General features: G+C 61.2%; 23 protein-coding genes. 5 read left to right on the forward strand and 18 right to left on the reverse strand.

Features of this window, described 5'->3' with window-relative positions; all coding sequences use genetic code 11:
* The first annotated feature begins 56 nt into the window (after positions 1-56).
* The 5 genes from FFR93_RS34200 (at position 57) to FFR93_RS34220 (ending at position 8066) form a co-directional block, all read left to right on the forward strand.
* Entirely contained in the window at positions 57-986 is a 930-nt protein-coding gene (locus tag FFR93_RS34200) for an ABC transporter permease (protein ID WP_138396442.1), read from the forward strand.
* Complete coding sequence (locus tag FFR93_RS34205; protein ID WP_138396443.1) at positions 983-2110, forward strand: ABC transporter permease; 1128 nt, start codon at positions 983-985, stop codon at positions 2108-2110. Before FFR93_RS34200 ends, FFR93_RS34205 begins: the two co-directional genes overlap by 4 nt.
* Before the next feature lie 59 nt (positions 2111-2169).
* The gene (locus FFR93_RS34210; protein WP_138396444.1) at positions 2170-3141 is read left to right on the forward strand and encodes an ABC transporter substrate-binding protein; all 972 of its coding nucleotides are present in this window, start codon (positions 2170-2172) and stop codon (positions 3139-3141) included.
* Between the two features lie 395 nt (positions 3142-3536).
* Positions 3537-4727, forward strand: coding sequence for an efflux RND transporter periplasmic adaptor subunit (locus FFR93_RS34215; RefSeq protein WP_138396445.1), 1191 nt, complete (start codon positions 3537-3539; stop codon positions 4725-4727).
* A 12-nt stretch (positions 4728-4739) separates the two neighbouring features.
* The gene (locus FFR93_RS34220) at positions 4740-8066 is read left to right on the forward strand and encodes an efflux RND transporter permease subunit (protein ID WP_064705984.1); all 3327 of its coding nucleotides are present in this window, start codon (positions 4740-4742) and stop codon (positions 8064-8066) included.
* A 104-nt stretch (positions 8067-8170) separates the two neighbouring features.
* On the opposite strand, the gene ureG is transcribed toward FFR93_RS34220, so the two are convergent.
* The 18 genes from ureG to urtA all read right to left on the reverse strand — a co-directional run bounded on the left by ureG (position 8171) and on the right by urtA (position 22995).
* The gene (ureG, locus tag FFR93_RS34225) at positions 8171-8782 is read right to left on the reverse strand and encodes an urease accessory protein UreG (RefSeq protein ID WP_064705985.1); all 612 of its coding nucleotides are present in this window, start codon (positions 8780-8782) and stop codon (positions 8171-8173) included.
* A gap of 89 nt (positions 8783-8871) precedes the next feature.
* Entirely contained in the window at positions 8872-9543 is a 672-nt protein-coding gene (locus FFR93_RS34230; protein WP_138396446.1) for an urease accessory protein UreF, read from the reverse strand.
* Positions 9544-9549: 6 nt separating this feature from the next.
* Positions 9550-10095: an urease accessory protein UreE gene (gene ureE / locus FFR93_RS34235; protein ID WP_138396447.1), complete on the reverse strand. Its 546-nt coding sequence runs from the start codon at positions 10093-10095 to the stop codon at positions 9550-9552.
* A gap of 88 nt (positions 10096-10183) precedes the next feature.
* The gene (locus tag FFR93_RS34240) at positions 10184-11047 is read right to left on the reverse strand and encodes a GGDEF domain-containing protein (protein WP_138396448.1); all 864 of its coding nucleotides are present in this window, start codon (positions 11045-11047) and stop codon (positions 10184-10186) included.
* Between the two features lie 329 nt (positions 11048-11376).
* Complete coding sequence (locus FFR93_RS34245; RefSeq protein ID WP_138396449.1) at positions 11377-12042, reverse strand: TIGR02117 family protein; 666 nt, start codon at positions 12040-12042, stop codon at positions 11377-11379.
* Between the two features lie 29 nt (positions 12043-12071).
* Complete coding sequence (ureC, locus tag FFR93_RS34250; protein ID WP_064705990.1) at positions 12072-13784, reverse strand: urease subunit alpha; 1713 nt, start codon at positions 13782-13784, stop codon at positions 12072-12074.
* Between the two features lie 12 nt (positions 13785-13796).
* Positions 13797-14411, reverse strand: a complete 615-nt coding sequence (locus tag FFR93_RS34255; protein WP_171049307.1) for a Urease operon accessory protein — start codon at positions 14409-14411, stop codon at positions 13797-13799.
* Positions 14412-14427: 16 nt separating this feature from the next.
* Positions 14428-14835: a lysozyme inhibitor LprI family protein gene (locus FFR93_RS34260; RefSeq protein ID WP_138396451.1), complete on the reverse strand. Its 408-nt coding sequence runs from the start codon at positions 14833-14835 to the stop codon at positions 14428-14430.
* Between the two features lie 18 nt (positions 14836-14853).
* Positions 14854-15159 (reverse strand): urease subunit beta, encoded by a 306-nt coding sequence (locus FFR93_RS34265; RefSeq protein WP_138396452.1) that lies wholly within the window; start codon positions 15157-15159, stop codon positions 14854-14856.
* A gap of 10 nt (positions 15160-15169) precedes the next feature.
* Positions 15170-15421, reverse strand: coding sequence for a DUF1272 domain-containing protein (locus tag FFR93_RS34270; protein ID WP_138396453.1), 252 nt, complete (start codon positions 15419-15421; stop codon positions 15170-15172).
* A 9-nt stretch (positions 15422-15430) separates the two neighbouring features.
* Entirely contained in the window at positions 15431-15733 is a 303-nt protein-coding gene (locus FFR93_RS34275; RefSeq protein ID WP_064695492.1) for an urease subunit gamma, read from the reverse strand.
* 28 nt (positions 15734-15761) lie between these two features.
* Positions 15762-16583, reverse strand: coding sequence for an urease accessory protein UreD (locus FFR93_RS34280; protein WP_138396514.1), 822 nt, complete (start codon positions 16581-16583; stop codon positions 15762-15764).
* A 152-nt stretch (positions 16584-16735) separates the two neighbouring features.
* Positions 16736-17431 (reverse strand): urea ABC transporter ATP-binding subunit UrtE, encoded by a 696-nt coding sequence (gene urtE / locus FFR93_RS34285; RefSeq protein ID WP_138396454.1) that lies wholly within the window; start codon positions 17429-17431, stop codon positions 16736-16738.
* A gap of 17 nt (positions 17432-17448) precedes the next feature.
* Positions 17449-17967 (reverse strand): hypothetical protein, encoded by a 519-nt coding sequence (locus FFR93_RS34290; RefSeq protein ID WP_138396455.1) that lies wholly within the window; start codon positions 17965-17967, stop codon positions 17449-17451.
* A 76-nt stretch (positions 17968-18043) separates the two neighbouring features.
* Positions 18044-18799 (reverse strand): urea ABC transporter ATP-binding protein UrtD, encoded by a 756-nt coding sequence (gene urtD, locus FFR93_RS34295; protein WP_064706165.1) that lies wholly within the window; start codon positions 18797-18799, stop codon positions 18044-18046.
* Between the two features lie 5 nt (positions 18800-18804).
* The gene (urtC, locus tag FFR93_RS34300) at positions 18805-19968 is read right to left on the reverse strand and encodes an urea ABC transporter permease subunit UrtC (protein ID WP_138396456.1); all 1164 of its coding nucleotides are present in this window, start codon (positions 19966-19968) and stop codon (positions 18805-18807) included.
* The gene (gene urtB, locus FFR93_RS34305) at positions 19965-21590 is read right to left on the reverse strand and encodes an urea ABC transporter permease subunit UrtB (RefSeq protein ID WP_064705998.1); all 1626 of its coding nucleotides are present in this window, start codon (positions 21588-21590) and stop codon (positions 19965-19967) included. Before urtB ends, urtC begins: the two co-directional genes overlap by 4 nt.
* 112 nt (positions 21591-21702) lie before the next feature.
* Positions 21703-22995 carry an urea ABC transporter substrate-binding protein gene (urtA, locus tag FFR93_RS34310; RefSeq protein ID WP_064705999.1) on the reverse strand — a complete coding sequence of 431 codons (1293 nt, stop codon included), beginning with the start codon at positions 22993-22995 and terminating at the stop codon, positions 21703-21705.
* Positions 22996-23134 lie beyond the last annotated feature (139 nt).

Here is a 23134-nt window from a genome sequence, read left to right on the forward strand (position 1 = left end):
TTGAGCTCAAGGGTGGGTGGCTGCGCATTCGACGCCAACAAATGGAGGCAGTCGCTGTGAAACCCGACACCTTCAAATACAAGATCGTTCCTGTCACCACGATCCTGCTCGCCCTCATCGTCATCTGGTATGTTGCCGCCATCCTGATGAATGCGCCGTTCCAGCGCGACATGGACAGCCGCGCCGGCGTCACGCCGACCACGATGGAATTCATCGGCAAGACGCTGGCCCAGCCGAAGCCGATCCTGCCGGCACCGCATCAGGTGGCTGAGAATGTCTACGAGAACACCTTCCTGCGCAGCCTTTCGAGCAGCCGCAGCCTCGTCTATCACAGCTGGGTAACGCTCTCCTCCACCCTGCTCGGCTTTGGCTTGGGCATGCTGCTCGGCATTCTTCTTGCCGTGCTGATCGTGCACAACCGCGCCATGGACCGTTCGCTGATGCCCTGGCTTGTGGCAAGCCAGACGATACCGATCCTCGCCATCGCTCCGATGATCGTCATCATCTCCTACAACGTGCTCACCGGCGACAATGCGCTGGCGCATCTCCTGAATCTCGACTCCGACGCCTCGCGCCTCGTCTCCAAGGCGCTGATCTCCACCTACCTCTCCTTCTTTCCGGTCGCCGTCGGCATGGTGAAGGGGCTGCGGTCGCCCGAAATCATCTATCTCGACCTGATGCGTACCTATAACGCCAGCCCGATGCAGACCTTCTGGAAGCTGCGCGTCCCTGCCTCGATCCCCTTTCTCTTCACCTCGATGAAGGTCGCGATCGCGGCAAGCCTGGTCGGCGCCATCGTCGGCGAACTACCAACGGGCGCGGTTGCCGGCATCGGTTCGAAGCTGCTCGCCGGCTCCTATTACAGCCAGACCATCGATATCTGGGCAGCCCTTGTCGCCGGGTCGCTGCTGGCGGGGATCCTGGTTGCAATCGTCGGCCTTGCCGGCAAGATGGTTGATCGCGCCATGGGCGGGAGACCGGCATGAGACATCTGAACTTCTCCTGGCAGGGCGTCGTCGCCCTCCTCCTCTGCCTCTTGGCGCTGACGAGCCTACCGCTTCTGGCCGAGGGCGCGGCGCAACCCTTGACGGACGGCATGGCAAGCCTCGTCTTCATCATCGTCATTGCGGCCGCCCTCCTGTCTTTCGCGCCGCAGCCGCCGGCCTACCGCGCCACTGTGCTGTTTATCGGCGCGCATGGAGCCGCCTGGATGCTGCTTTCGGCTCTTTCCGGCAATGAAGGCATGGCGACGCGGGCATTCTTTCTACTGCTCTTCGCCTGCTGGCTGCTTGCCTGGCGCTGCGTCACGGAGCTGTCGAACCAGCAGCCCGTCACCACCTTCGGAAAGTCGGCGTTTGAGCTGCTGATCCCGGCGATCTTCGGCGCCTGGATTCTCATCCTCTGGGAGGCGATCACGCGTGGCGCCGGCGTCCCCTTCATTTTGCTGCCGCCGCCGAGCGCGATCGGCGCGCGCATCATGGCCTCGCTGCCGATCCTTGGTGACGACGTCAGGCAGACGATCTTCAAGGCAGTGCTGATTGGTTATATCATCGGCTGCCTCGCCGGCTTCGCGGTGGCGGTTCTGGCCGACCGCATCGCCTTCCTGCGCCGCGGTCTGCTGCCGATCGGCAATATGGTATCGGCTCTACCGATCATCGGCATCGCACCCGTTATGGTCATGTGGTTCGGCTTCGACTGGCCGTCGAAGGCCGCCGTCGTCATCATCATGACCTTCTTCCCGATGCTGGTGAACACCGTCGCGGGCCTTGCCGCCTCCGGCAGCATGGAGCGCGACCTAATGCGCACCTATGCCTCGAGCGACTGGCAGACGCTGCTCAAGCTCAAGCTGCCGGCAGCCATGCCCTTCATTTTCAACGCACTGAAGATCAACTCGACGCTGGCGCTGATTGGTGCCATCGTTGCCGAATTCTTCGGGACGCCGATCGTCGGCATGGGCTTCCGCATCTCGACCGAGATCGGCCGCATGAATGTCGACATGGTCTGGGCGGAAATCGCCGTTGCGGCGCTGGCCGGCTCGATCTTCTATGGCATCATCGCCCTGACGGAACGGGCGGTGACGTTCTGGCATCCGTCTATCCGTGGTGGCTAGGCGCGCGCGGGCTTCGCAAACGGGGTCCGGGCATAACTTCAGAGGGTAAGGACAAGAAAATGAAAAAGTTGATGGTTGCAATGGTGGCGGGCGCCATGTCGCTGGCCGCTGCTCATGCGATGGCAGCCGACAAGGTGGTGCTGCAGCTGAAATGGGTCACACAGAGCCAGTTCGCGGGTTATTACGTCGCCAAGGACAAAGGCTTCTACAAGGAAGAAGGCCTCGACGTCGACATCAAGCCGGGCGGTCCCGACATCGCCCCCGAGCAGGTGATCGCCGGCGGCGGCGCCGATGTTATCGTCGACTGGATGGGCGGCGCCCTGGTTGCACGCGAAAAGGGCGTTCCGCTCGTCAACATCGCCCAGCCCTACCAGAAGTCCGGCTTGCAAATGATCTGCCGGAAGGACGGCCCTGTTAAGACCGAGGCCGATTTCAAGGGCCATACGCTCGGCGTCTGGTTCTTCGGCAACGAATATCCCTTCTTCGCCTGGATGAATAAGCTCGGTCTATCCACGGATGGCGGCCCGAACGGTGTCACCGTGCTGAAGCAGAGCTTCGACGTACAGCCGCTCGTCCAGAAGCAGGCCGACTGCATCTCCGTCATGACCTACAATGAATACTGGCAGGCGATCGATGCCGGCTTCAAGCCGGAGGAACTGACTGTCTTCAATTATACCGAGATGGGCAACGACCTTCTGGAAGACGGCCTGTATGCGATGGAAGACAAGCTGAAGGATCCGGCCTTCAAGGAGAAGATGGTCAAGTTCGTTCGCGCCTCGATGAAGGGCTGGAAATATGCGACCGAAAACCCGGACGAGGCGGCCGAGATCGTCGTCGACAACGGCGGCCAGGACGAAAACCATCAGAAGCGGATGATGGGCGAAGTCGCTAAACTCGTCGGCGACGGCTCCGGCAAGCTGGACGAAGCGCTCTATGCTCGCACGGCGAAGGCGCTGCTCGATCAGAAGATCATCAGCAAAGAGCCATCAGGCGCCTGGACGCATGAGATCACCGACGCCGCATCCAAGTAAGGCGGCGGATTGAAGGGAAACGCGCGGGGACATCCCCGCGCGTTTCGTATTTTTTCCGCAGTTATAAAAAAACACTTCGCAACTGTCGCATTTCTCGGGCCTCAAACGTCATTGAGGGAAAAGCAGGATCAATCATCGTAATGTTCACATAACCTTACGGTGATTGATTCAGGTTCCGAGGGTATTTATTATCGGCTCATGGGGAATTGTTTTCTGCCGGGCTTGCATATCGAGCAAATCGATACCAACTACAAGCCGATTTGCCGGCGAGGGATGAAGACGGCAAATGATGTGTGGATACCCCTGAGAATGCAGGAAAGGCAGTGGCCTGGTCGCGACCTCAATGGCAGACGCGCGAATTCGGCTAACCTTGTGACGAGATTGGACGAAAACGAATGGCACGCAAGCCGAATGGAATTCTAGGCGCATCCACCCTTTTTGCAGCGGCGCTGGCTGCATCCACCGCATTTTCGCAAGAAGCGCCGGCCGCAAAGCCGCTGCAGAACCTGCCGGCAATCGTCGTCACCACAGCTGTGAACCGCACACTTGTCGACCGTGTCATCGGCACCGGAACGGTCAAGCCCGTCGAGGAAGTTTATATCCAGCCGCAGGTCGAGGGCCTCTCGATCCGGACGTTGAAGGCCGATGTCGGCGACAAGGTTCAGGCCGAAAGCACGCTGGCGACGCTCAACGACGACGCGCTGGTCCTGGAGAAGAGCCAGATGATGGCGACGAGGGCCAAGGGGGAGGCCAGCCTCGCTCAGCTGCGTGCCCAGCTCATCGAGGCGCAGGCCAATGCCGAACAGGCGAGGCAGCAGCAGGCCCGAGCCCAGGAAATGGTCAAGAAGGGCACTGTTTCCACCGCCCAGGTCGAGCAGGCCGATGCTACCGCCGCCGCCGCCAATGCCCGCGTCGTCTCCGCCGAACAGGCGATCGAGGTCGCCGAAGCCGATTTGAAGGTCTTCGATAGCCAAATCGCCGACGCCGATCTGAAACTCGCCCGCACCGACGTGAAGACGCCTGTTGCCGGCGTGGTCTCCGCAAAGAACGCCAAGGTCGGCGCGATCGCTGCCGGCAACGGCGATCCGCTGTTCACCATCATTCGCGACGGCGATATCGAGCTTGTCGCGGAAGTCGCCGAAAGCGACATCGTCAGGATCATGGCCGGCCAGAAGGCGACCATTTCCCTTTCCGGCAGCCGCGAAAAGCTTTCCGGCGCCGTGCGCCTTGTTTCGCCCACCGTCGATCCGGTGACCCGCCTCGGCCTGGTCCATATCTCGATCGACGATGACAGCAAGGCGCGTTCCGGCATGTATGGCAGTGCCGAGATCATCGTCCGCGAAACCGAGGGCGTATCGCTTCCCCTGACAGCAGTGCTCACCGGCAATGAAGGCTCCTCCGCCCGCAAGGTCGAAGGTGGCATAGTGAAATTCGCCAAGATCGAGACCGGCATCCAGGACGGCGGCTATGTCGAGATCGTCAATGGATTGAAGAGCGGCGACGAAGTCGTCGCCAAGGCGGGCGCCTATGTCCGCGACGGCGACCACATCACGCCGGTGCGCGAACAGCCCTCGGCTTCCAACTAAAGAGACCATCCGATGAATTTTTCAGCCTGGTCCATTCGAAACCCCATCGCGCCGCTCCTGGCCTTCTGCCTGCTGATCTTCATCGGCATCCAGTCCTTCAACACGCTGCCGATCACGCGCTTCCCGAACATCGACGTGCCGCTCGTTTCGATCAGCGTCACGCAGAGCGGCGCTTCGCCGGCCGAATTGGAAATGCAGGTGACAAAGGAGATCGAAGACGCGATCGCCTCGATCACCGGCATCGACGAAATCCAGTCGACCGTAACCGATGGCAGCTCGCAGACCAACGTCATGTTCCGGATGGAAATACCGACGGAACAGGCCGTACAGGACGTAAAGGACGCGATCGACCGCATCCGCAGTGATCTGCCGGCAACGGCCGAAACCCCGATCGTCACCAAGGTCGATGTCGAAGGTCAGGCAATCCAGAGCTTTGCCGTTTCCTCGCCCGACATGTCGCTAGAAGAACTGTCCTGGTTCGTCGACGATACGATCAAGCGCGCGCTGCAGGGCCAAGCCGGTATCGGCCGCGTCGACCGATACGGTGGCGCGGAGCGCGAAGTGCGCATCGAACTCACGCCCGGCAAGCTCGATGCTTACGGCATCACCGCCGCAAGCGTGAACCAGCAGCTGCGCGGCACCAACATCGACCTTGGCTCCGGTCGCGGTCAGGTGGCAGGCAGCGAACAGGCGATCCGCGTTCTTGGCGACGCCCGCAACGTCGCTGAGCTTGCAGACACGACGATTGCGCTGCCGAGCGGACGCTTCGTCAAGCTGTCCGATCTCGGCGTCATCAAGGACACCTATGAGGAGCCGAAATCCTTCTCGCGCTTCAACGATACGCCTGTTGTAACCTTCGGCGTCTTCCGCTCTAAGGGCGCCAGCGAGGTCAGTGTCGCCGAGACCGTGGCGCAGAGCCTCGACAAGGTGCGAGGAGAAAACCCGAATGTGAAGATCGAGATGATCGACGATTCGGTCTATTTCACCTACGGCAACTACGAAGCCGCGATCCACACATTGCTCGAAGGCGCGCTGCTTGCCGTCATCGTTGTCCTTCTGTTCCTGAAGAACTGGCGAGCGACGCTGATCTCGGCCATCGCGCTGCCGCTGTCTGCGATCCCGACCTTCTGGGTCATGGATATCATGGGTTTCTCGCTGAACCTCGTCAGCTTCCTCGCTTTGACTCTCGCAACGGGTATCCTGGTCGACGACGCCATCGTTGAAATCGAGAACATCGCCCGTCATATCAAGATGGGCAAGACGCCCTACCGGGCGGCGATCGAGGCGGCGGATGAAATCGGACTTGCAGTCATCGCCACGACGTTCACGATCATCGCCGTTTTCGTGCCGGTTTCCTTCATGCCTGGCATTCCGGGTCAATACTTCATCCAGTTCGGTCTGACCGTCGCCTTCTCCGTCTTCTTCTCGCTGATGGTGGCGCGCCTCATCACCCCGATGATGGCCGCCTACCTCATGCGCGCCGAAGACGGCGTGGACGACCATCACGACAATGACAGTCTGCTGATGAAGGGCTATACGCGCCTGATCCGCGCCACGACGGGACATAAATATTCGAGATATCTGACATTGCTTGCGGCGATTGGCTTTCTCGTCGGTTCAGTTATGCTGCTGATGAAGGTTCCCGGCAGCTTCCTGCCGCCGGAAGATGCCTCGCGCATCGTTCTCTCCGTCGAACTGCCGCCCAATGCGCGGCTCGACGACACCGAGAAGACGACGAAGGCGATCTATGACAGGGTCAAGGACATCAACGGCGTCGAAAGCGTCTTCGTACTCGGCGGCGCATCGCCGAAGGGTGATCTCGAACTGCGTCGTGCGACCATCACGCTGGCGCTTCACAAACTCGATCAGTCGCTGGTCAAGAAGGTGGTCAACGACGTCTTCGGCGTCATCCCGTTCATTGGGCCAATGCTGCCGAAGGTGGAGGTCCACGGCCGTGAGCGCCCGCAATGGGACATTGAAAAGGAAGTCTTCGCCAAGCTGCGCGACATTCCCGACGTTCATATCCTGAAGCTCAACGACCGTGGTGAACGTGACCTCTCCTTCAACTTCCTCTCCAAGAACGAGAAGGACCTGAACGACGCCGTCGGCATTCTGGAATCGAAGCTTCGCGCCGACCCGCTGCTCGCCAATGTCAGCGCCGACGGCGCCCTGCCCCGTCCGGAACTGCAGGTTTACCCGCGCAAGGATGAGGCCGCCCGCCTCGGCATCACGCCGCAGCAGATCTCCGAGACGATCCGCGTCGCCACCATTGGCGATGTCGATGCGGCTCTCGCCAAGATCTCGCTCGACGATCGCCAGATTCCGATCCGCGTGCAGGCGGCGCTCGACATGCGCCGCGACCTTGCCGCCATCCGGGCGCTGAAGATCCAGACCGCGAGCGGCAGCACCGTTCCGCTATCGAGCGTCGCCAATATCGACTATTCGGAAGGCGTAAGCTCGATCAAGCGCAACAACCGTAACCGCGTCGTCTCGATCGGCTCCGATCTGCCGCAGGGTGTGGCGCTCGACACGGCTTCGGCCCGGTTCCGCGAGATCGTCCAGGCGGCAAACATCCCGGCCACGGTGCATCTTGCCGAAAGCGGCGATACGAAGGTGCAGACCGAGATGCAGCAGAGCTTTGTCAACGCCATGTTGATGGGCCTCCTGCTAGTGCTGACGGTGCTGATCCTGCTCTTCAAGGACGTCATCCAGCCCTTCACTATCCTGTTCTCGCTACCGCTCGCCATCGGCGGCGTCGCGGCAGGCCTGATCATCACCAGCAATCCGCTGTCCATGCCCGTGATGATCGGTATTCTGATGCTGATGGGCATCGTCACCAAGAATGCCATCCTGCTGGTCGATTTCGCAATCGAAATGCGCCATCAGGGCATGCCTCGGGTGGAAGCCATGGTCGAAGCCGGCCGCAAACGCGCACGGCCGATCATCATGACGTCGATCGCCATGTCGGCAGGCATGCTGCCTTCGGCACTCGGCGTCGGCGAAGGCGGCTCGTTCCGCGCGCCGATGGCGATTGCGGTGATCGGCGGCATCATCGTCTCGACGGTGCTCTCGCTCGTTGTCGTACCGTCTTTCTTCCTGATCATGGACGATCTGTCCCGCCTGCTCGGCTGGATGTTCGGCCGCCTGGTCGGCAGGAAAGACGAGGAGGACCTGCCGCTGTCGCGCGAGGATCTCACCCGCGTGACCCGCGAGAACCGCAGCGACATCGACGCTTTGGACGAGCGGCTCACAGCGATCGAAAAGCCGGAGGGCAAGCGCAAGAGCGCCAACGCCAACGACACCAATGTGCTCCGCCTGCCGCCCTTTGCGGCGGAGTGAGCGAAACCGAAGAAATAACTACGGGCTGGGAGCGATTTCCCGGCCCCTTTTGTTTTATCACCCTCGTCGCCGTCAGCGACTTCGGCCTGCTGCGGGCTTGCCGCTCAGAGGCCGCCCTGCTCTCTCAAAAAGCTGACGATCGAGCTGACGCCGTCGCCGCGCTTCATGTCGGAGAAGACGAAAGGGCGGCTTGCGCGCATGCGCGCCGCATCCCGATCCATCACCTCGAGATCGGCGCCGACATGGGGCGCCAGATCCTTCTTGTTGATGACGAGCAGGTCGGAGCGGGTAATGCCGGGTCCGCCCTTGCGCGGGATTTCCTCGCCCTGGCAGACGGAGATCACATAGATGGTGATATCGGCTAGATCGGGCGAAAAGGTCGCCGCCAGATTGTCGCCGCCGGACTCGATGAAGACGACGTCCAGATCGGGGATACGCTCGTTGAGACTCGCGATCGCCTGAAGATTGATCGTCGCATCCTCGCGAATGGCGGTATGCGGACAGCCGCCCGTCTCGACACCGACAATGCGGTCCGAAGGCAATGCCTGCATGCGCACCAGCGCCTCCGCATCCTCGGTCGTGTAGATGTCGTTGGTGACGACGGCGACGGAATAATCGTCGCGCATCGCCTTGCAGAGCTTTTCCGTCAGCGCCGTCTTGCCAGAGCCGACCGGGCCGCCGATTCCGACGCGCAAGGGTCCGTTTCTCGATTTCATATGTTGTACTCCAATAGGATGCCGATGATAGCGACGCCGCACGCGCGCGCCACCGTCAAATGACGCAGTTGCATGGATAATTTGGTCCGCTACGAGCGGAAAAGCCGCGTAGTTTGAGTTTCGTGGCGCAGGATGGCGATATCGGCCTGGACCGTTGCCGAACCGAGATCATCGAGCGTCGATCCTGCCGCCCGCCGCGCCACCTTCGCTATGTGCTCTTCAAGACCGGCAAGCACGGCAACGCCGCTCGCTTGCCCAGCGACGCCGAGGCGGATGCCTGCTGAAACCGCTTGCGAGGCATAGGCATGCAGGAAGACCGCGAGCACCTTCTCAGGCCTTATGCCATGCGCGCCCGCAACCGCTCCGACCACGATGGGATAGGCGGTCTTGCCAGGCAGCCTTTGGAAGACCGCGTCCGGCCAGGCCCGCGCCGCCGCGAGGAAGGCCTCGCCGAGCAGTATGGTTTCCTGATGACGCTCGCGCGATCCGGCAAGAGCCTCGGCGAGTGCGGCAATCTCGGCAAGGCGTGCCGCTTCCGCCTGGCGCCTGTGGCTCTCGGCCAGAAGCACAGCATCGTTCCAGGTCGAGCCGTGGCCGATCAGCGTTCCGATCCACTCCGCAAGCGAAGCCGCATCGGTGACCAGCCCGTCCGCCACCGCACGCTCCAATCCGCTCGAATAGGCAAAACCACCGATGGGAAAGGCCGGTGAAAGCCATGCCGTCAGGCGCAGCACGGCCTGCAACTCGCGATCTCCAGTCATCGCGCCTCAGTCGTGCTTGTGGCCATGATCATGATCGTGATCGTGCCCATGATCATGCCCGTGGTCATGGTGGTGCCCGTGGTCATGGTGAGCATGTCCGTGATCATGCGAATGCCCGCCATGGGAATGATAGGCTCCCCGCGCCGGCTGGAAGGGTTCCTCGATATCGAGGACGGTGGCGCCAAGCCCCTGCAGCATGGTGCGTATGACATGGTCGCGCAGGATGACGATGCGGTCTTCCTCGATCTGCGCGGCGAGATGACGGTTGCCGAGATGCCAGGCCAGCTCGACCAGATGCGTGCGGTCGCGTCCGCGAATTTCGAAGAGCTTCTCGTCGGCGGCCAGGATCTCGATCAGCTCCCCGTCCTCCCGCACGAGAAGGTCGCCATTGGCGAAGAGCACCGGATCCTTGAGATCGAGCATGACCATCTCGCCATTTTCCAGATGCAGCAGTTTGCGACGCAAATGGCGCAGGTCATGCGGCAGCTTGACCTGAGCGGTCGGATGCGAGGAAGGGGTTCCGGCAGGAAGATAGGAGGTGACGCGCTGCATGACATGTCCGTTTTGCTGAAAGGGCGAACATGCAAAATAGCTCTTGCTGATGCAAGCACCAATGGCCTTTCGTATGGGAGATCGGCTTTTATATTCCGTAGGCCTGCATCACGTTGTCGCTGCCCAGCCCCCTGCCCTCGGCGTCGGCACGGGGTTCGGCAAGCCCGTGCCAGGCGTGATGCAATCCCTCCCGCTCATGCACGACGCGGTTGCGTCCGAGTGCCTTGGCGAGATAAAGCGCCCGGTCTGCCGAAGCATAGACCTGCTGCTTGTTGCGCCCGGCGACAAGATCGGCAACGCCGCCGGAAATGGTGATGGCGATCTGACACCCATCCGCCACGATCGGCCTGCCGGCAATATTCGCCCGCACCGCCTCGATCCGCTCCAGCCGCGCCTCCAGCGGTTCGCCGGAGACGATGACGCCGAACTCCTCCCCGCCCAGGCGCGCGACGACGGACAATTCGTCGAAGGCGGAGAGCAGCACCGCCGAGACCGCCGTGATGACGGCATCGCCGCAGGCGTGACCGAAGCGATCGTTGATCGCCTTGAAGCGGTCGACATCGAAGATGACGAGCGAGGCATCGCCTTCGGTCCTGTCCAGCGCTTCGGTGAAGGCGCGCCGGTTCAGGAGTCCGGAGAGCGTATCGGTGCGGCTGAGCTTTTCGAACTCCGCCCGCGACAGCGTCAGCTCATGCATTGTAAAACCCGCCGCAAGCGACAGCATGCCGGAAACGGTTCCGCCGACGAGCCAGGAGAAAATGGCGCCAAAGCCGATCGCATGCGAAAGCGTCACCGGCAGCAACCCAAGAAAACCGAGCGGCGGTATTGTCAGCGCGATGATGGCGCCGGAGAGAATGACGGCAAGAAAGCTCATCTTCAACGCAAAGACATAGACGTTCCTGCGATATTGAAAATTGCCGAAATCGGCCTGCAGCGACATCCAGTTTCTCATCAGAATCGACCTTCCTGCCCGGCGTTTCAAGGCATTGATAGAAGCCCAATTGCTGCGGGTGTCTTAATCGACTCGTTAAAATCCGAACGGTTCTGGACGATTCGCCGCGCAGATTTTTTCTAGCATGGGCTGCAAGCTTCCAATCCCTGAATCGAACAAGGTATAGGAGTACTTAAGTGTCTGAAAGATAATATTTGTTTTGGGTTTCGAAGCCAGGTTGTTCCAGAATGGTCTATTTGGGGAAAACGCAGGTTTTCTCTCCGATTTTTACAACCGAATGGGGAATCCATTCACAATTGCGTTTAAGCGCGGATCGGCCGGAGGACGCGTCAATTGTAGACACTGACAGATAATCGCAGTGATTGTGGAAGCGGGTTCCAAAAGCCTGTCCGAAGCCCCGCCGAGCGAAGTGCAGCGGCGGTCCAGGTGTTGCAGCCGAAGAGGGCGTTGAAGTATCCCTTGGCTTCAAAAAACCGGTCGACCTCCCCGTAACCGGCATCCGGTATCGGCGCGATCTCCCCCGCGTTGCGGACGAAGCTGTCAGCGATGAAGCGACGAAGCCGCGTCAGTTCATGATCACCGATATCGAATGCCGTAACGGCCGGGTGCGGCTCAGCAATATGGCCCGCGAGATCCAGATGCAGAACCGAACGATCGATCGTCAGCGCCCGTAGCACCGGGAGTGGCTTCACCTCAGCCCAGGTCGGTGTTTCCAGGTAAAAGGCGCGGCCGCCCCAGCCGACCACGAGCCATTCTGCATTTGGCTGACTGAGTGGAAAATCGGGATCATCGAGGAAGGAAAAGGCCGCCCGCGTCTCCTCATCGAGCGGAATGGCAATGTCGGTATGAATCGGCCCCGACAGCAGAAGGACCCGGTGGGCTGCGGACGACGCCTTGACCGGCGCAATCAGCGGCCGGGGAATGAACGTCCCTCCCGCCGCCATAACCAGGAGCAGGAATAGGACCCGCAACAGCCAGCGGGTCCCCGTCCTCATCAGCCGCCCGGGGCGCACGAAAGAATGGCCTAAAACAGGAAATAACGCTGCGCCATCGGCAGCACCGTTGCCGGTTCGCAGGTCAGCAATTCGCCGTTTGCCCTGACTTCATAGGTCTCCGGATCGACCTCGATCGCTGGCGTCAGGTCGTTGTGAATCATCGACGCCTTGGAGATGCCGCCGCGCGTATTCTTCACCGCCACGAGTTCCTTCGCGACCCCGAGCCGGCCCTTCAGACCGGCATCGAGCGAGGCCTGGCTGACGAAGGTCACGGAAGAACTGGTGAGGCTGCGGCCATAGGAAGCGAACATCGGCCGGTAGTGCACCGGCTGCGGCGTCGGGATCGAGGCGTTCGGATCGCCCATCGGAGCGGCGGCAATCGAGCCGCCGAGTAGCACCATGTCGGGCTTCACGCCAAAAAAGGCCGGGTTCCAGAGCACGAGGTCGGCCCGCTTGCCGATCTCGACCGAGCCGATCTCATGGCTGAGACCGTGGGCGATCGCCGGATTGATCGTGTATTTGGCAATATAGCGGCGAACGCGGAAATTGTCGTTATCGCCCTTTTCCTCTTTCAGCCGGCCGCGCTGGCGCTTCATCTTGTCGGCCGTCTGCCAGGTGCGGATCGCCACCTCGCCGACGCGGCCCATGGCCTGGCTGTCGGACGAAATGATCGAGAAGGCGCCGATATCGTGCAGAATGTCTTCGGCGGCGATCGTCTCCTTGCGGATGCGGCTTTCGGCAAAGGCGATGTCCTCCGGAATCGACGGCGACAGGTGATGGCAGACCATCAGCATATCAAGATGCTCGGCAATGGTATTGACAGTGTAGGGCCGCGTCGGATTGGTGGAGGACGGGATGACGTTCTGCTGGCCGCAAATCTTTATGATATCGGGCGCATGCCCGCCGCCCGCGCCTTCCGTGTGGAAGGCATGAATGGTGCGGCCCTTGATGGCACCTATCGTATCCTCGACAAAGCCGCTTTCGTTCAGCGTGTCGGTGTGGATCATCACCTGCACATCGTATTCATCGGCGACCGACAGGCAGCAGTCGATGGCGCCCGGCGTCGTGCCCCAGTCCTCGTGAAGTTTCAGCGAGGTGGCACCGGCAAGCACCATTTCGGTGAGCGCACCCGGCAGCGAGGCATTGCCCTTGCCGGCAAAGGCAAGGTTCATCGGGAAAGCGTCCGCCGCTTCGATCATTCTCGCGAGATGCCAGGGGCCGGGCGTGCAGGTCGTGGCGAGCGTGCCATGCGCCGGCCCCGTGCCGCCGCCGAGCATGCAGGTCATGCCTGACATCAGGGCTTCCTCGATTTGCTGCGGCGCGATGAAGTGGATATGGCTGTCCATGCCGCCCGCGGTGACAATCTTGCCTTCGGCGGCAATCGCCTCCGTGCCGGGACCGACGATGATATTGACGCCGGGCTGCATGTCGGGATTGCCCGCCTTGCCGATCGCGACGATGCGCCCGTTCTTCAGCCCGATATCGGCTTTGTAGATTCCCGAATGATCCAAGATCACGGCATTGGTAATGACGGTATCAACCGCGCCGTCCGCTCGCGTCACCTGGCTCTGGCCCATGCCATCACGGATCACCTTGCCGCCTCCGAACTTCACCTCCTCGCCATAGGTGGTGAAATCCCTCTCGATCTCGATGAAGAGCTCCGTATCGGCAAGGCGCACCTTATCGCCGGTGGTCGGTCCGAACATGCCGGCATAAGCGGCGCGCGAGATCTTGTAGGGCATCCATCAGGCTCCTTAGAAGGAAGAAACAAGTATTTTTCCGCTGAGCCGCGTGAGCCGGCCGGCGGCAACATAGCTATCGACCAATTGCCTTTCAGCCGCGAACGGGTGCCATTCCCAGCCAACATGACCGAAGCCGGCCAACATCACCTCGGCGTCGACAAATTTGTTCAGCACCTCGGCAATGACGATCATGCCGCTGCTCGGCACGACATAGGGCGCGGTCGCAAAGGCCGAAAGCGAGGCGTCGACTGACGCATGAACGGATTTATCGATGACGATATGCGTCTTGCCGGTGTTGGCACAGAAGGCGCTGAATTCATCCGTATAGTCGTCGCAGAAATCGTCGAGATCAGGATGCGAGACGGCAAGCGGCGCCCGCATCGCGGCGAACTTTTCCGGATCACGTACGCTCCAGATTTCGCGCGCCGCAACGACGCCAGGATGAGCGCGCCACTCGGGCGAGCAGAGCATTGCCTTTGCCGGTCGGCCGGTATTGCAGACCGCCACGGCATCGGTGCGGCTGCCGCCCGCCCCGTAGGAGCGGCAATCGTTGAAGCGGATGACGAAATCGGCAGCGTCGATAATGCCTGCCTGTCCTTCTCCGACCTCGCCATTGCCGACGATCACGATCTTTTTCATCACCTTAGTTGCTCATCGAGTCTTCGAGCTCTTTCAGCTCTTTCGTGCGTTTATCCGTCTCTTCGGCCAGGCATCCAGCAACCAGCATCGGCTCCATCGTGCCGCCGCGGGCCTGAAAGCCGAAGGCGTCGCATTGGGCGTCGCGATAGTCGATCCAAGCGCGTTGGGCTTTGACCAGCGCCTTTTCGGCACCCTTCATGTCACCATCGAGATCCTTGTCGATCGCAATCATGGCGGCACGCGTCTTCTTATATTGTTCGTTCAGCGCCTTGTCGGCAGTCTCATGACGCGCCGCTTCGCAGGAAGTCATGTCCGATTGCGTCTTGGGATTCTGGCAGTCGATATCCTCGGCAGAGACCGCGCCTGAAGCCAGCAACATTGCCGGCCCGATGAGGCACATGTTCAAGCGCATTCCATCCCTCCCGGTCTTCTAAAGCTTGCCCATTACCAGCTGACGAAAGCCATAGACCTCGCGCTTGCCTGAAAGCGGGATCAGCGTCACCAAGCGCGTCTGCCCGGGCTCAAAGCGTACGGCGGTTCCCGCCGGAATATCGAGCCGCTTGCCATGCGCCGCCGCGCGGTCGAAAGAAAGCCCGGCATTGGTCTCAGCGAAATGATAATGGCTGCCGACCTGCACCGGCCGATCGCCCGTATTGGAAACCTCCAGCGTGATCGTCGGCGCGCCGGCATTGAGTTCGATGTCGCCGCTTGCGGCAATGATTTCGCCCGGAATCATCCAGTTCTCCTTAAGCCGCCCTGGGCGTGCAGCCCTCGGCCTTCAGCACACGTTTCGTCGACGCCGGATTTTTGGCAAGCATGGCGGACGGCCGGGTGGGCCTCGCGGCGAGATTGCCGCCGCAATTCGGGCAGAGACCTTTCAGCACGCCATCAGCGCAATCGGCGCAGAAGGTGCATTCATAGGTGCAGATCCGCGCCTCCATGCTCTCCGGCGGCAGATCCTTGTCGCAACATTCACAATTGGGCCTGAGCTCCAGCATATCCTCTCCTTACCTGATCGGTTCGTGCACGGTGACGAGCTTGGTGCCATCTGGGAAGGTCGCCTCCACCTGCACGTCGTGGATCATTTCGGCAACGCCCTCCATCACCTGGTCGCGACCGATCACATGGGCGCCAGCCTCCATCAGCTCGGCGACCGGACGGCCGTCGCGAGCGCCTTCGACGACGAAATCGCTGATAAGCGCGATCGCTTCGGGATAGTTCAGCTTGACGCCGCGCTCCAGCCGCCGCCGCGCCACCATCGCCGCCATCGATATCAGCAGCTTGTCTTTTTCTCTCGGAGTGAGGTTCATTACGTGCCCATCTGCTTCGTGCTTGAATTCATAGATTCCAGACTTTCGGCACAGGCGCACCATTGCGCAAGGTGGAAATGACCGGGATCAGGATTTTTCTGAGCGAGAAGCCGTCGGCTGCGGCAAGGCGCACGACGAGCTTGTCGTTCCAGGCGCTTGCGCCGCCCATCGGCACTTCGACGAGCGGCCGCACCCGGCCGAGATAGGCTTCTGCTAGCGGACCGGCATATAGCAGCGTCGCGAACGCGACCTGCCCGCCGAGCACCGCCTGGCGCGCTGCCAATGCCGCGACGCCCTCGGAAAGCCGGAGCTCCTCGGCATGGATCAGCCGGCCCGAACGGCGGATACGCCAGCGGTCGCGAAAGAGCCCCGTCTCCACCGCCTCGCCCATCGCCTTGCGGCCGAGCAGCACCGCCTCGACGGCCAGGAATTCGCCGCGCTCGTCGAGATCGACATCGAGCCGGCGGAATAGTGAGGCGTGGTCGAAGAGGATCGTCTCTTGCGGCAGCCAGTCGACGCGCGCTCCCGCTCCAACTTCGATGCGCGTCGTCACCTCGGCGGTTCCAGCCGATGCCTTATAGATCTTCTCACAGGCCTGGGTGGTGACATCGATCTTCGTGCCGGCGCCGGCAACGACGCTCCAATTCATCCGGTCGCCGCCGGTCAGCCCGCCTGATGTATTGATGATGACGGCTTCCATCGAACCATCGAAAGTATCGGGCAGACGGATCTTCGCCGCGCCTTCCTGATAGAGCTCACGGATGCGCGTGCGGCCATCGAGCAGCCTTGCCGCCAGATGCCCGCGTCCCTCCGCTCTTTGCGGTCTCGAACTTGCCGCCGCAATCGTCATATCGTTCCTTTCGGTCGCGCGATCGGAGTTCCATTCAATCGCGAGGATGACGGAATGCAAGCAATTCTCGTGCCGCCCGACCGGGCTTCACTCCGCGCGGAAGAGATCAGCGCGCCGCTGCTCCCACTGCTGTTAAATGAGGCATTTGCCGATCAGACAGTCAGATGACGGCGCGCCTCCGGCGTATCCAGCGTCTCGGCGGGCCCTTGATGCACGATCTCGCCCCGATCCATGATGTAGACATAGTCGGCAAGCTCCCGGCAGAAATCCAGATATTGTTCGACGAGCAGGATCGCCATGCCGGTGGAATCGCGGAGATATCGGATCGCCCGGCCGATATCCTTGATGATCGACGGCTGAATGCCCTCCGTCGGCTCATCGAGCACGAGAATCCTCGGCCGTGTCACCATGGCGCGTCCGATCGCCAACTGCTGCTGCTGTCCTCCTGAAAGATCGCCGCCGCGACGCGACAGCATCGATTTCAGAACCGGGAACAGACTGAAGATGTCGTCGGGAATATTGCGGTCGCGGCGGCCAAGCGGCGCAAAGCCGGTTTCGAGATTTTCCTTCACGGTAAGCAGCGGAAAGATTTCGCGCCCCTGCGGCACGTAGCCGATGCCGTGCTTGGCACGGGCAAAGGGCGGCAAGCCGTTCAGCTTCGTATCGTTGAAGGTGACGGTGCCGGCCGACAGCGGGTGCTGGCCGGTGACAGCGCGTAACAGCGAGCTCTTGCCGACGCCGTTGCGGCCCAGCACGCAGGTGATCTTGCCCATCTCCGCCTTGATGGAGATGCCGCGCAAAGCCTGCGCCGAGCCATAATGCAGATTTGCGTTTTCGACTGTCAGCATCCGTTTACCCGCTCCCATCAGTTCATCAGGCTACGCCTCAGCGTCTGCAGGGCGTAGTCCTGTTCTTTCGTTCTCTCGCCGCCGACAGCGGCCACATCCTCGGCAATACCGATCAGTTGCTGACGCTCCTCCATGTCGAGCGTCTTCATCCAGCGGTCCCGGAACCGGCGGATCGGATCTTCGGGACTGGTGACGTTCTTGGACGCCCACTCGCCGAAAACCAGAACCTCTTCCATGTCGCCCGGCCGCAAGATGCCTTTCATGCGGCTGCGGATGACATCCTTCGCCGCGTCGGCATACATCGGCTTCTCCTTGGCAAGGCAGAAGAAGAAGGCCACCGCCGCAATCGCCGGATCAGCAATCGAAGCCAGCGGCGCCGCCTCCGCCTGCTTGCGGCGCTTTCCGCGCTTGTAAGCACCCCGCATCCGCTCGACGGAATCGATGATCTCGTTTCCCGCCTCACGCACCATTTTGAAACGCCAATACCAGATGACCGCACCGCTGACCGCGGCGACCAGAATACCGAGAAAAGCCATGCTGAAACCCCACGATAAAACCCCCTCGCTTTAGAGCTTGTTCTGTTGTCGGGTTCAAGCCTTCAAGTTGCACTGGTCACCGCCCCAGATAGTTCTCGATCACCTTCGGATCCGAACTCACGAAATCGATCGACCCTTCCGCGAGCACCGACCCTTCCGCGAGGCAGGTAACTTTGACGCCGAGGTCACGGATGAAGCCCATGTCGTGTTCGACGACGACGACCGACCGGGTCTTGGCAATATTCTTGAGCAGGACCGCCGTCTCCGCCGTCTCCGCATCCGTCATGCCGGCAACAGGCTCGTCGACGAGGAGCAGCTTCGGCTCTTGCGCCAGGAGCATGCCGATCTCGAGCCACTGCTTCTGCCCGTGCGAGAGATTGGCGGCCAGCTCGTCGCGCCGGTGCGTCAGCCGCACCGTTTCCAGGATCTCTTCGATGCGCGCCCTGTCTTCGCCCGAAAGCCGGTATAACAGCGTCGAAAACACTCCGCGCCGACGGTTCAGCGCCAATTCCAGATTGTCCCAGACCGTGTGGCTTTCGAATACCGTCGGCTTCTGGAATTTTCGGCCGATGCCGAGCTGAGCGATGTCAGCCTCATCCTTGGTCGTAAGATCGATGGTACCATTGAAGAACACCTCGCCCTCATCGGGCCGGGTCTTGCCGGTGATGATGTCCATCATCGTCGTCTTGCCGGCGCCATTCGGGCCAATGATGGCGCGCAGTTCGCCGGGTTCGATGACGATCGACAAGGAATTCAGCGCCTTGAAACCATCAAAGGAAACGGAGACGCCGCTGAGATAGAGCACGCTGTTCGGTTTGACGTCGGGAATCATGGAGTTCACTCCGCTGCCTGGATTTTCGGCTCGATGCCGTCTTCCTGCGTCGCCGGCGGCGCAGCCTCGGAGACGGCTTTCCGCCTGCCGAGATGGTGGGTGATCGTGCCGACTACGCCCTTCGGCAGGAACAGCGTGACGGCGACGAAGAGGCCGCCGAGCGCAAACAGCCAGATTTCCGGGAAGAGGCCGGTAAAGATGGTCTTGCCGCCATTGACGAGGATCGCGCCGATGATCGGCCCGATCAGCGTCCCCCGTCCGCCGACGGCCGTCCAGATGACGACCTCGATCGAATTGGCAGGCGCGAATTCGCCGGGATTGATGATGCCCACCTGCGGCACATAGAGCGCGCCGGCGATGCCCGCCATCATCGCCGAGACGACGAAGGTGAAGAGCTTGAAATGCTCGACGCGGTAGCCGAGGAAGCGGGTGCGACTTTCCGCATCGCGCACGCCGACGAGCACCTTGCCGAACTTCGAACGCACGATCGCCGATGCGATCGCGAGCGACAGCGCCAGGAAGATCGCGGTCGCGGCAAAGAGGCTGGCGCGCGTGCCATTGGCCTGGATGTTGAAGCCGAGGATGTCCTTGAAATCGGTCATGCCGTTATTGCCGCCGAAACCCATGTCGTTGCGGAAGAAGGCAAGCAACAGCGCATAGGTCATCGCCTGGGTGATGATCGAGAGATAGACGCCGTTGACGCGCGAGCGGAAGGCGAACCAGCCGAAGACGAAGGCGAGCAGACCGGGCACGAGGAGCACCATCAGGGCCGCGAACCAGAACTGATCGAAGCCGTACCAGAACCAGGGCAATTCCTTCCAGTTCAGGAACACCATGAAGTCCGGCAGGATCGGGTCGCCGTAGACACCGCGGGGACCGATCTGGCGCATCAGATACATGCCCATCGCATAACCGCCGAGTGCAAAGAAGGCGCCGTGGCCGAGCGAAAGGATGCCGCAGAAACCCCAGACGAGATCGAGCGCCAGCGCCAGCAGCGCATAGGTAAGATACTTGCCGAATAGTGCCATGATGTAGGTCGGCACGTGCAGCGGATGGCTGGGGCCGGTCGCAAGGTTCAGCACCGGCACGAGAATGGCGATCGCCAGCAGCAGGGCGACGGCGAAGGAGATCCTGCGATCGAGAGACCGGAGAAGGAAGGCCGTTATCATGCTTCCACCGCCCTTCCTTTGAGTGCGAAGAGCCCGCGCGGACGCTTCTGGATGAAGAGAATGATGAGGACGAGCACCAGGATCTTGCCGAGGACGGCGCCGGCGAAGGGCTCGAGGAACTTGTTGACGACACCGAGCGACAGCGCGCCCACCAACGTGCCCCAGAGATTGCCGACGCCGCCGAAGACGACGACCATGAAGCTGTCGATGATGTAGTTCTGGCCGAGGTTCGGCGAGACATTGTCGATCTGCGAGAGCGCCACGCCGGCCATTCCGGCGATGCCGGAGCCGAGCGCGAAGGTGAAGGCATCGACCCAGCCGGTCCGGATGCCCATCGACGAGGCCATGCGCCGGTTCTGCGTCACCGCCCGCATCTGCAAACCGAAAGCAGAGCGCTTGAGCAGCATCAAGAGCGTCAGGAATACCACCAGCGAGAAAACGATGATCCAGAGCCGGTTCCAGGTGATGACGAGACCGCCGAAATCGAAGGCGCCGGACATCCAGCTTGGATTGCGGACCTCGCGATTGGTCGGGCCGAAATAGCTGCGGATTGCCTGCTGCAGGATCAGCGAAACGCCCCAGGTGGCAAGCAGGGTTTCCAGCGGCCGGCCGTAGAGATAGCGGATTACCGATCGTTCGATAACGAGGCCGACGAAGCCGGTGAAGATGAAGGCGGCCGGCACGGCGAATGCCAGCGTATGATCGGCAAGCGAGGGGAAGGCCGAAGCGATTGTTTCCTGCACGACATAGGTCGTGTATGCGCCGATCATCACCATCTCGCCATGCGCCATGTTGATGACGCCCATGACGCCGAAGGTGATGGCAAGGCCGATCGCGGCCAGCAGCAGCACCGAGCCGAGCGACAGGCCGTACCAGACGTTCTGGACGACATCCCAGAGCGCCAGGTCGCGGTTGATTGCATTGATCTCCGCCTGGATCGCGGGTTTCAGATCATCAGGCGCACTTGCCATCGCCGTCGTCAGGATCGTCAACGCATCGCGACCGCCGCGGGTGGCGATCGTATCGATCGCGGCTTTCTTTTCCTCGCTGCCGGCATCGCTCTTCAGCGTCATCACGGCGCGCGCCGCTTCCATCGTGTTTTTGATCTCGCCGTCCTTCTCGCCTGAAAGAGCCGAGTTCAGAAGATCGAGATTGGCGGGATCGGCATCCCTGAGCATGCCCTCAGCCGCAGCGAGCCGCGCGGAACGATCCGGGCTCAGAAGCGTCAGCTGGCTCATCAACGTCGTGATCGTGGTGCGCAGCGCATTGTTGATCTTGACCTTCGACATCATGTCGGGGTCGACATCGGCGACCGCCTCGCCGGTTATCGGATCGGAATAGACAGGCTCGTCCTCCGTGCCGCCCAGAACAAGAACGGGACCGCCTTCCGAATTGACGTAGAGCTGGCCATCGCTCAACTGCTGCAGGATCTGGCTGACCTGCGGATCCCCCGAAGCGGCGAGCGCCCGGATGGCCGCGTCGCGCTCGGGAAAGCCGCCGACGCCGAGCGCATCGACGAGAGTGTGCACGTCGCCCTCGGCGCGAAGGCTGCTTACCGAAAGAGTGAGGCCCGAAAGCATCAGGCAAAAAGTCAGAAGGAAAATCTTGATGGCGCGAAACATCGGCTCTCTCGCCTGGATTGTCGTCGGCCTTGCGGCACAGCGGTAAGGACGGAGCTTCCGCCCGGATCAGCTCCGGGCGGAAGTCTTCGGGCTGTCAACGGTTGGGCCCTGCTCAGGAGCCCTTGCCGCCGCACTTGCCGGTCGCGACATTGAAGTTGCCGCAGGAGAGAGGCTTGCGCCAATCGGAGATCAGGTCCTTGGAGTCGGGCAGGTAGTCGGACCATTCGTCGCCGACGACGGCGGGCGTCTGCTGGACGATTTCGAACTGGCCATCGGCCTGGATTTCACCGATCAGCACCGGCTTGGTGATGTGATGGTTCGGCATGACGGTGGCATAGCCGCCCGAGAGGTTCGGAACGGTGACGCCGATAATGGTGTCGAGAACGGCATCGGTATTGGTGGTGCCGGCGGCCTGGACGGCCTTCACCCAAGCGTTAAAGCCGATATAGGCGGCTTCCATTGGGTCGTTCGTCACGCGCTTGTCGTTCTTGGTGAAGGCATGCCATTCCTTGATGAACTTCTTGTTGGCCGGGCTTTCAACGGACTCGAAGTAGTTCCAGGCGGCGAGATGGCCGACGAGCGGCTTGGTATCGAGACCGGCAAGCTCTTCTTCGCCGACCGAGAAGGCTACGACCGGGATGTCGGTCGCTTTGATGCCTTGGTTGCCGAGTTCCTTGTAGAAAGGAACGTTCGCGTCACCGTTGATGGTGGAGACGACGGCGGTCTTCTTGCCGGCCGAGCCGAATTGCTTGATCTTGGCCACCTCGGTCTGCCAGTCGGAGAAGCCGAACGGCGTGTAGTTTACGAGAATGTCTTCCTTCGGGATGCCCTTGGATTCGAGATAGGCTGCAAGAATCTTGTTGGTCGTGCGGGGATAGACGTAGTCGGTGCCTTCGAGCACGAAACGCTTCACGCCCTCGGTGTTCATCAGATAGTCGACAGCCGGGATCGCCTGCTGGTTCGGAGCCGCACCCGTATAGAAGATGTTGCGCGACGATTCCTCGCCCTCATACTGCACGGGATAAAAGAGGAGCGAGTTCAGCTCTTCGAAGACGGGCAGGACGGATTTGCGCGAGGACGACGTCCAGCAGCCGAAGACGGCGGCAACCTTGTCCTTTTCGATCAGTTCGCGTGCCTTTTCGGCAAAGAGCGGCCAGTCGGAGGCCGGATCGACGACGACGGCTTCGAGCTTCTTGCCCAGAAGGCCGCCCTTCTTGTTCTGCTCGTCGATGAGCATCAGCATGGCGTCTTTCAGCGTGGTTTCGGATATCGCCATCGTGCCGGACAGCGAATGCAGCACACCGACCTTGATCGTATCGTCTGCAGCAACCGCACCGCTGAAGGCAGCCGACGCCGCCATGACGGCACTGAGCGCGGCACCTGCAATTGTGGTTTTGAGATTCATCTGATTGAACTCCCCTCTCTTGTTCCGCAACAGGCCGGAAACGGAAATTACTGTTGCCGATGGGACTATCGGGTGCTGCAGCGCAAAAACACATACGCAAAATGACGTAGGCGCAGGGGGCAAACGCGCATGTAAGAGG

This window comes from Rhizobium sp. MHM7A, assembly GCF_005862215.1.
In the GTDB taxonomy this organism is placed as follows: Bacteria; Pseudomonadota; Alphaproteobacteria; order Rhizobiales; family Rhizobiaceae; genus Rhizobium; species Rhizobium bangladeshense.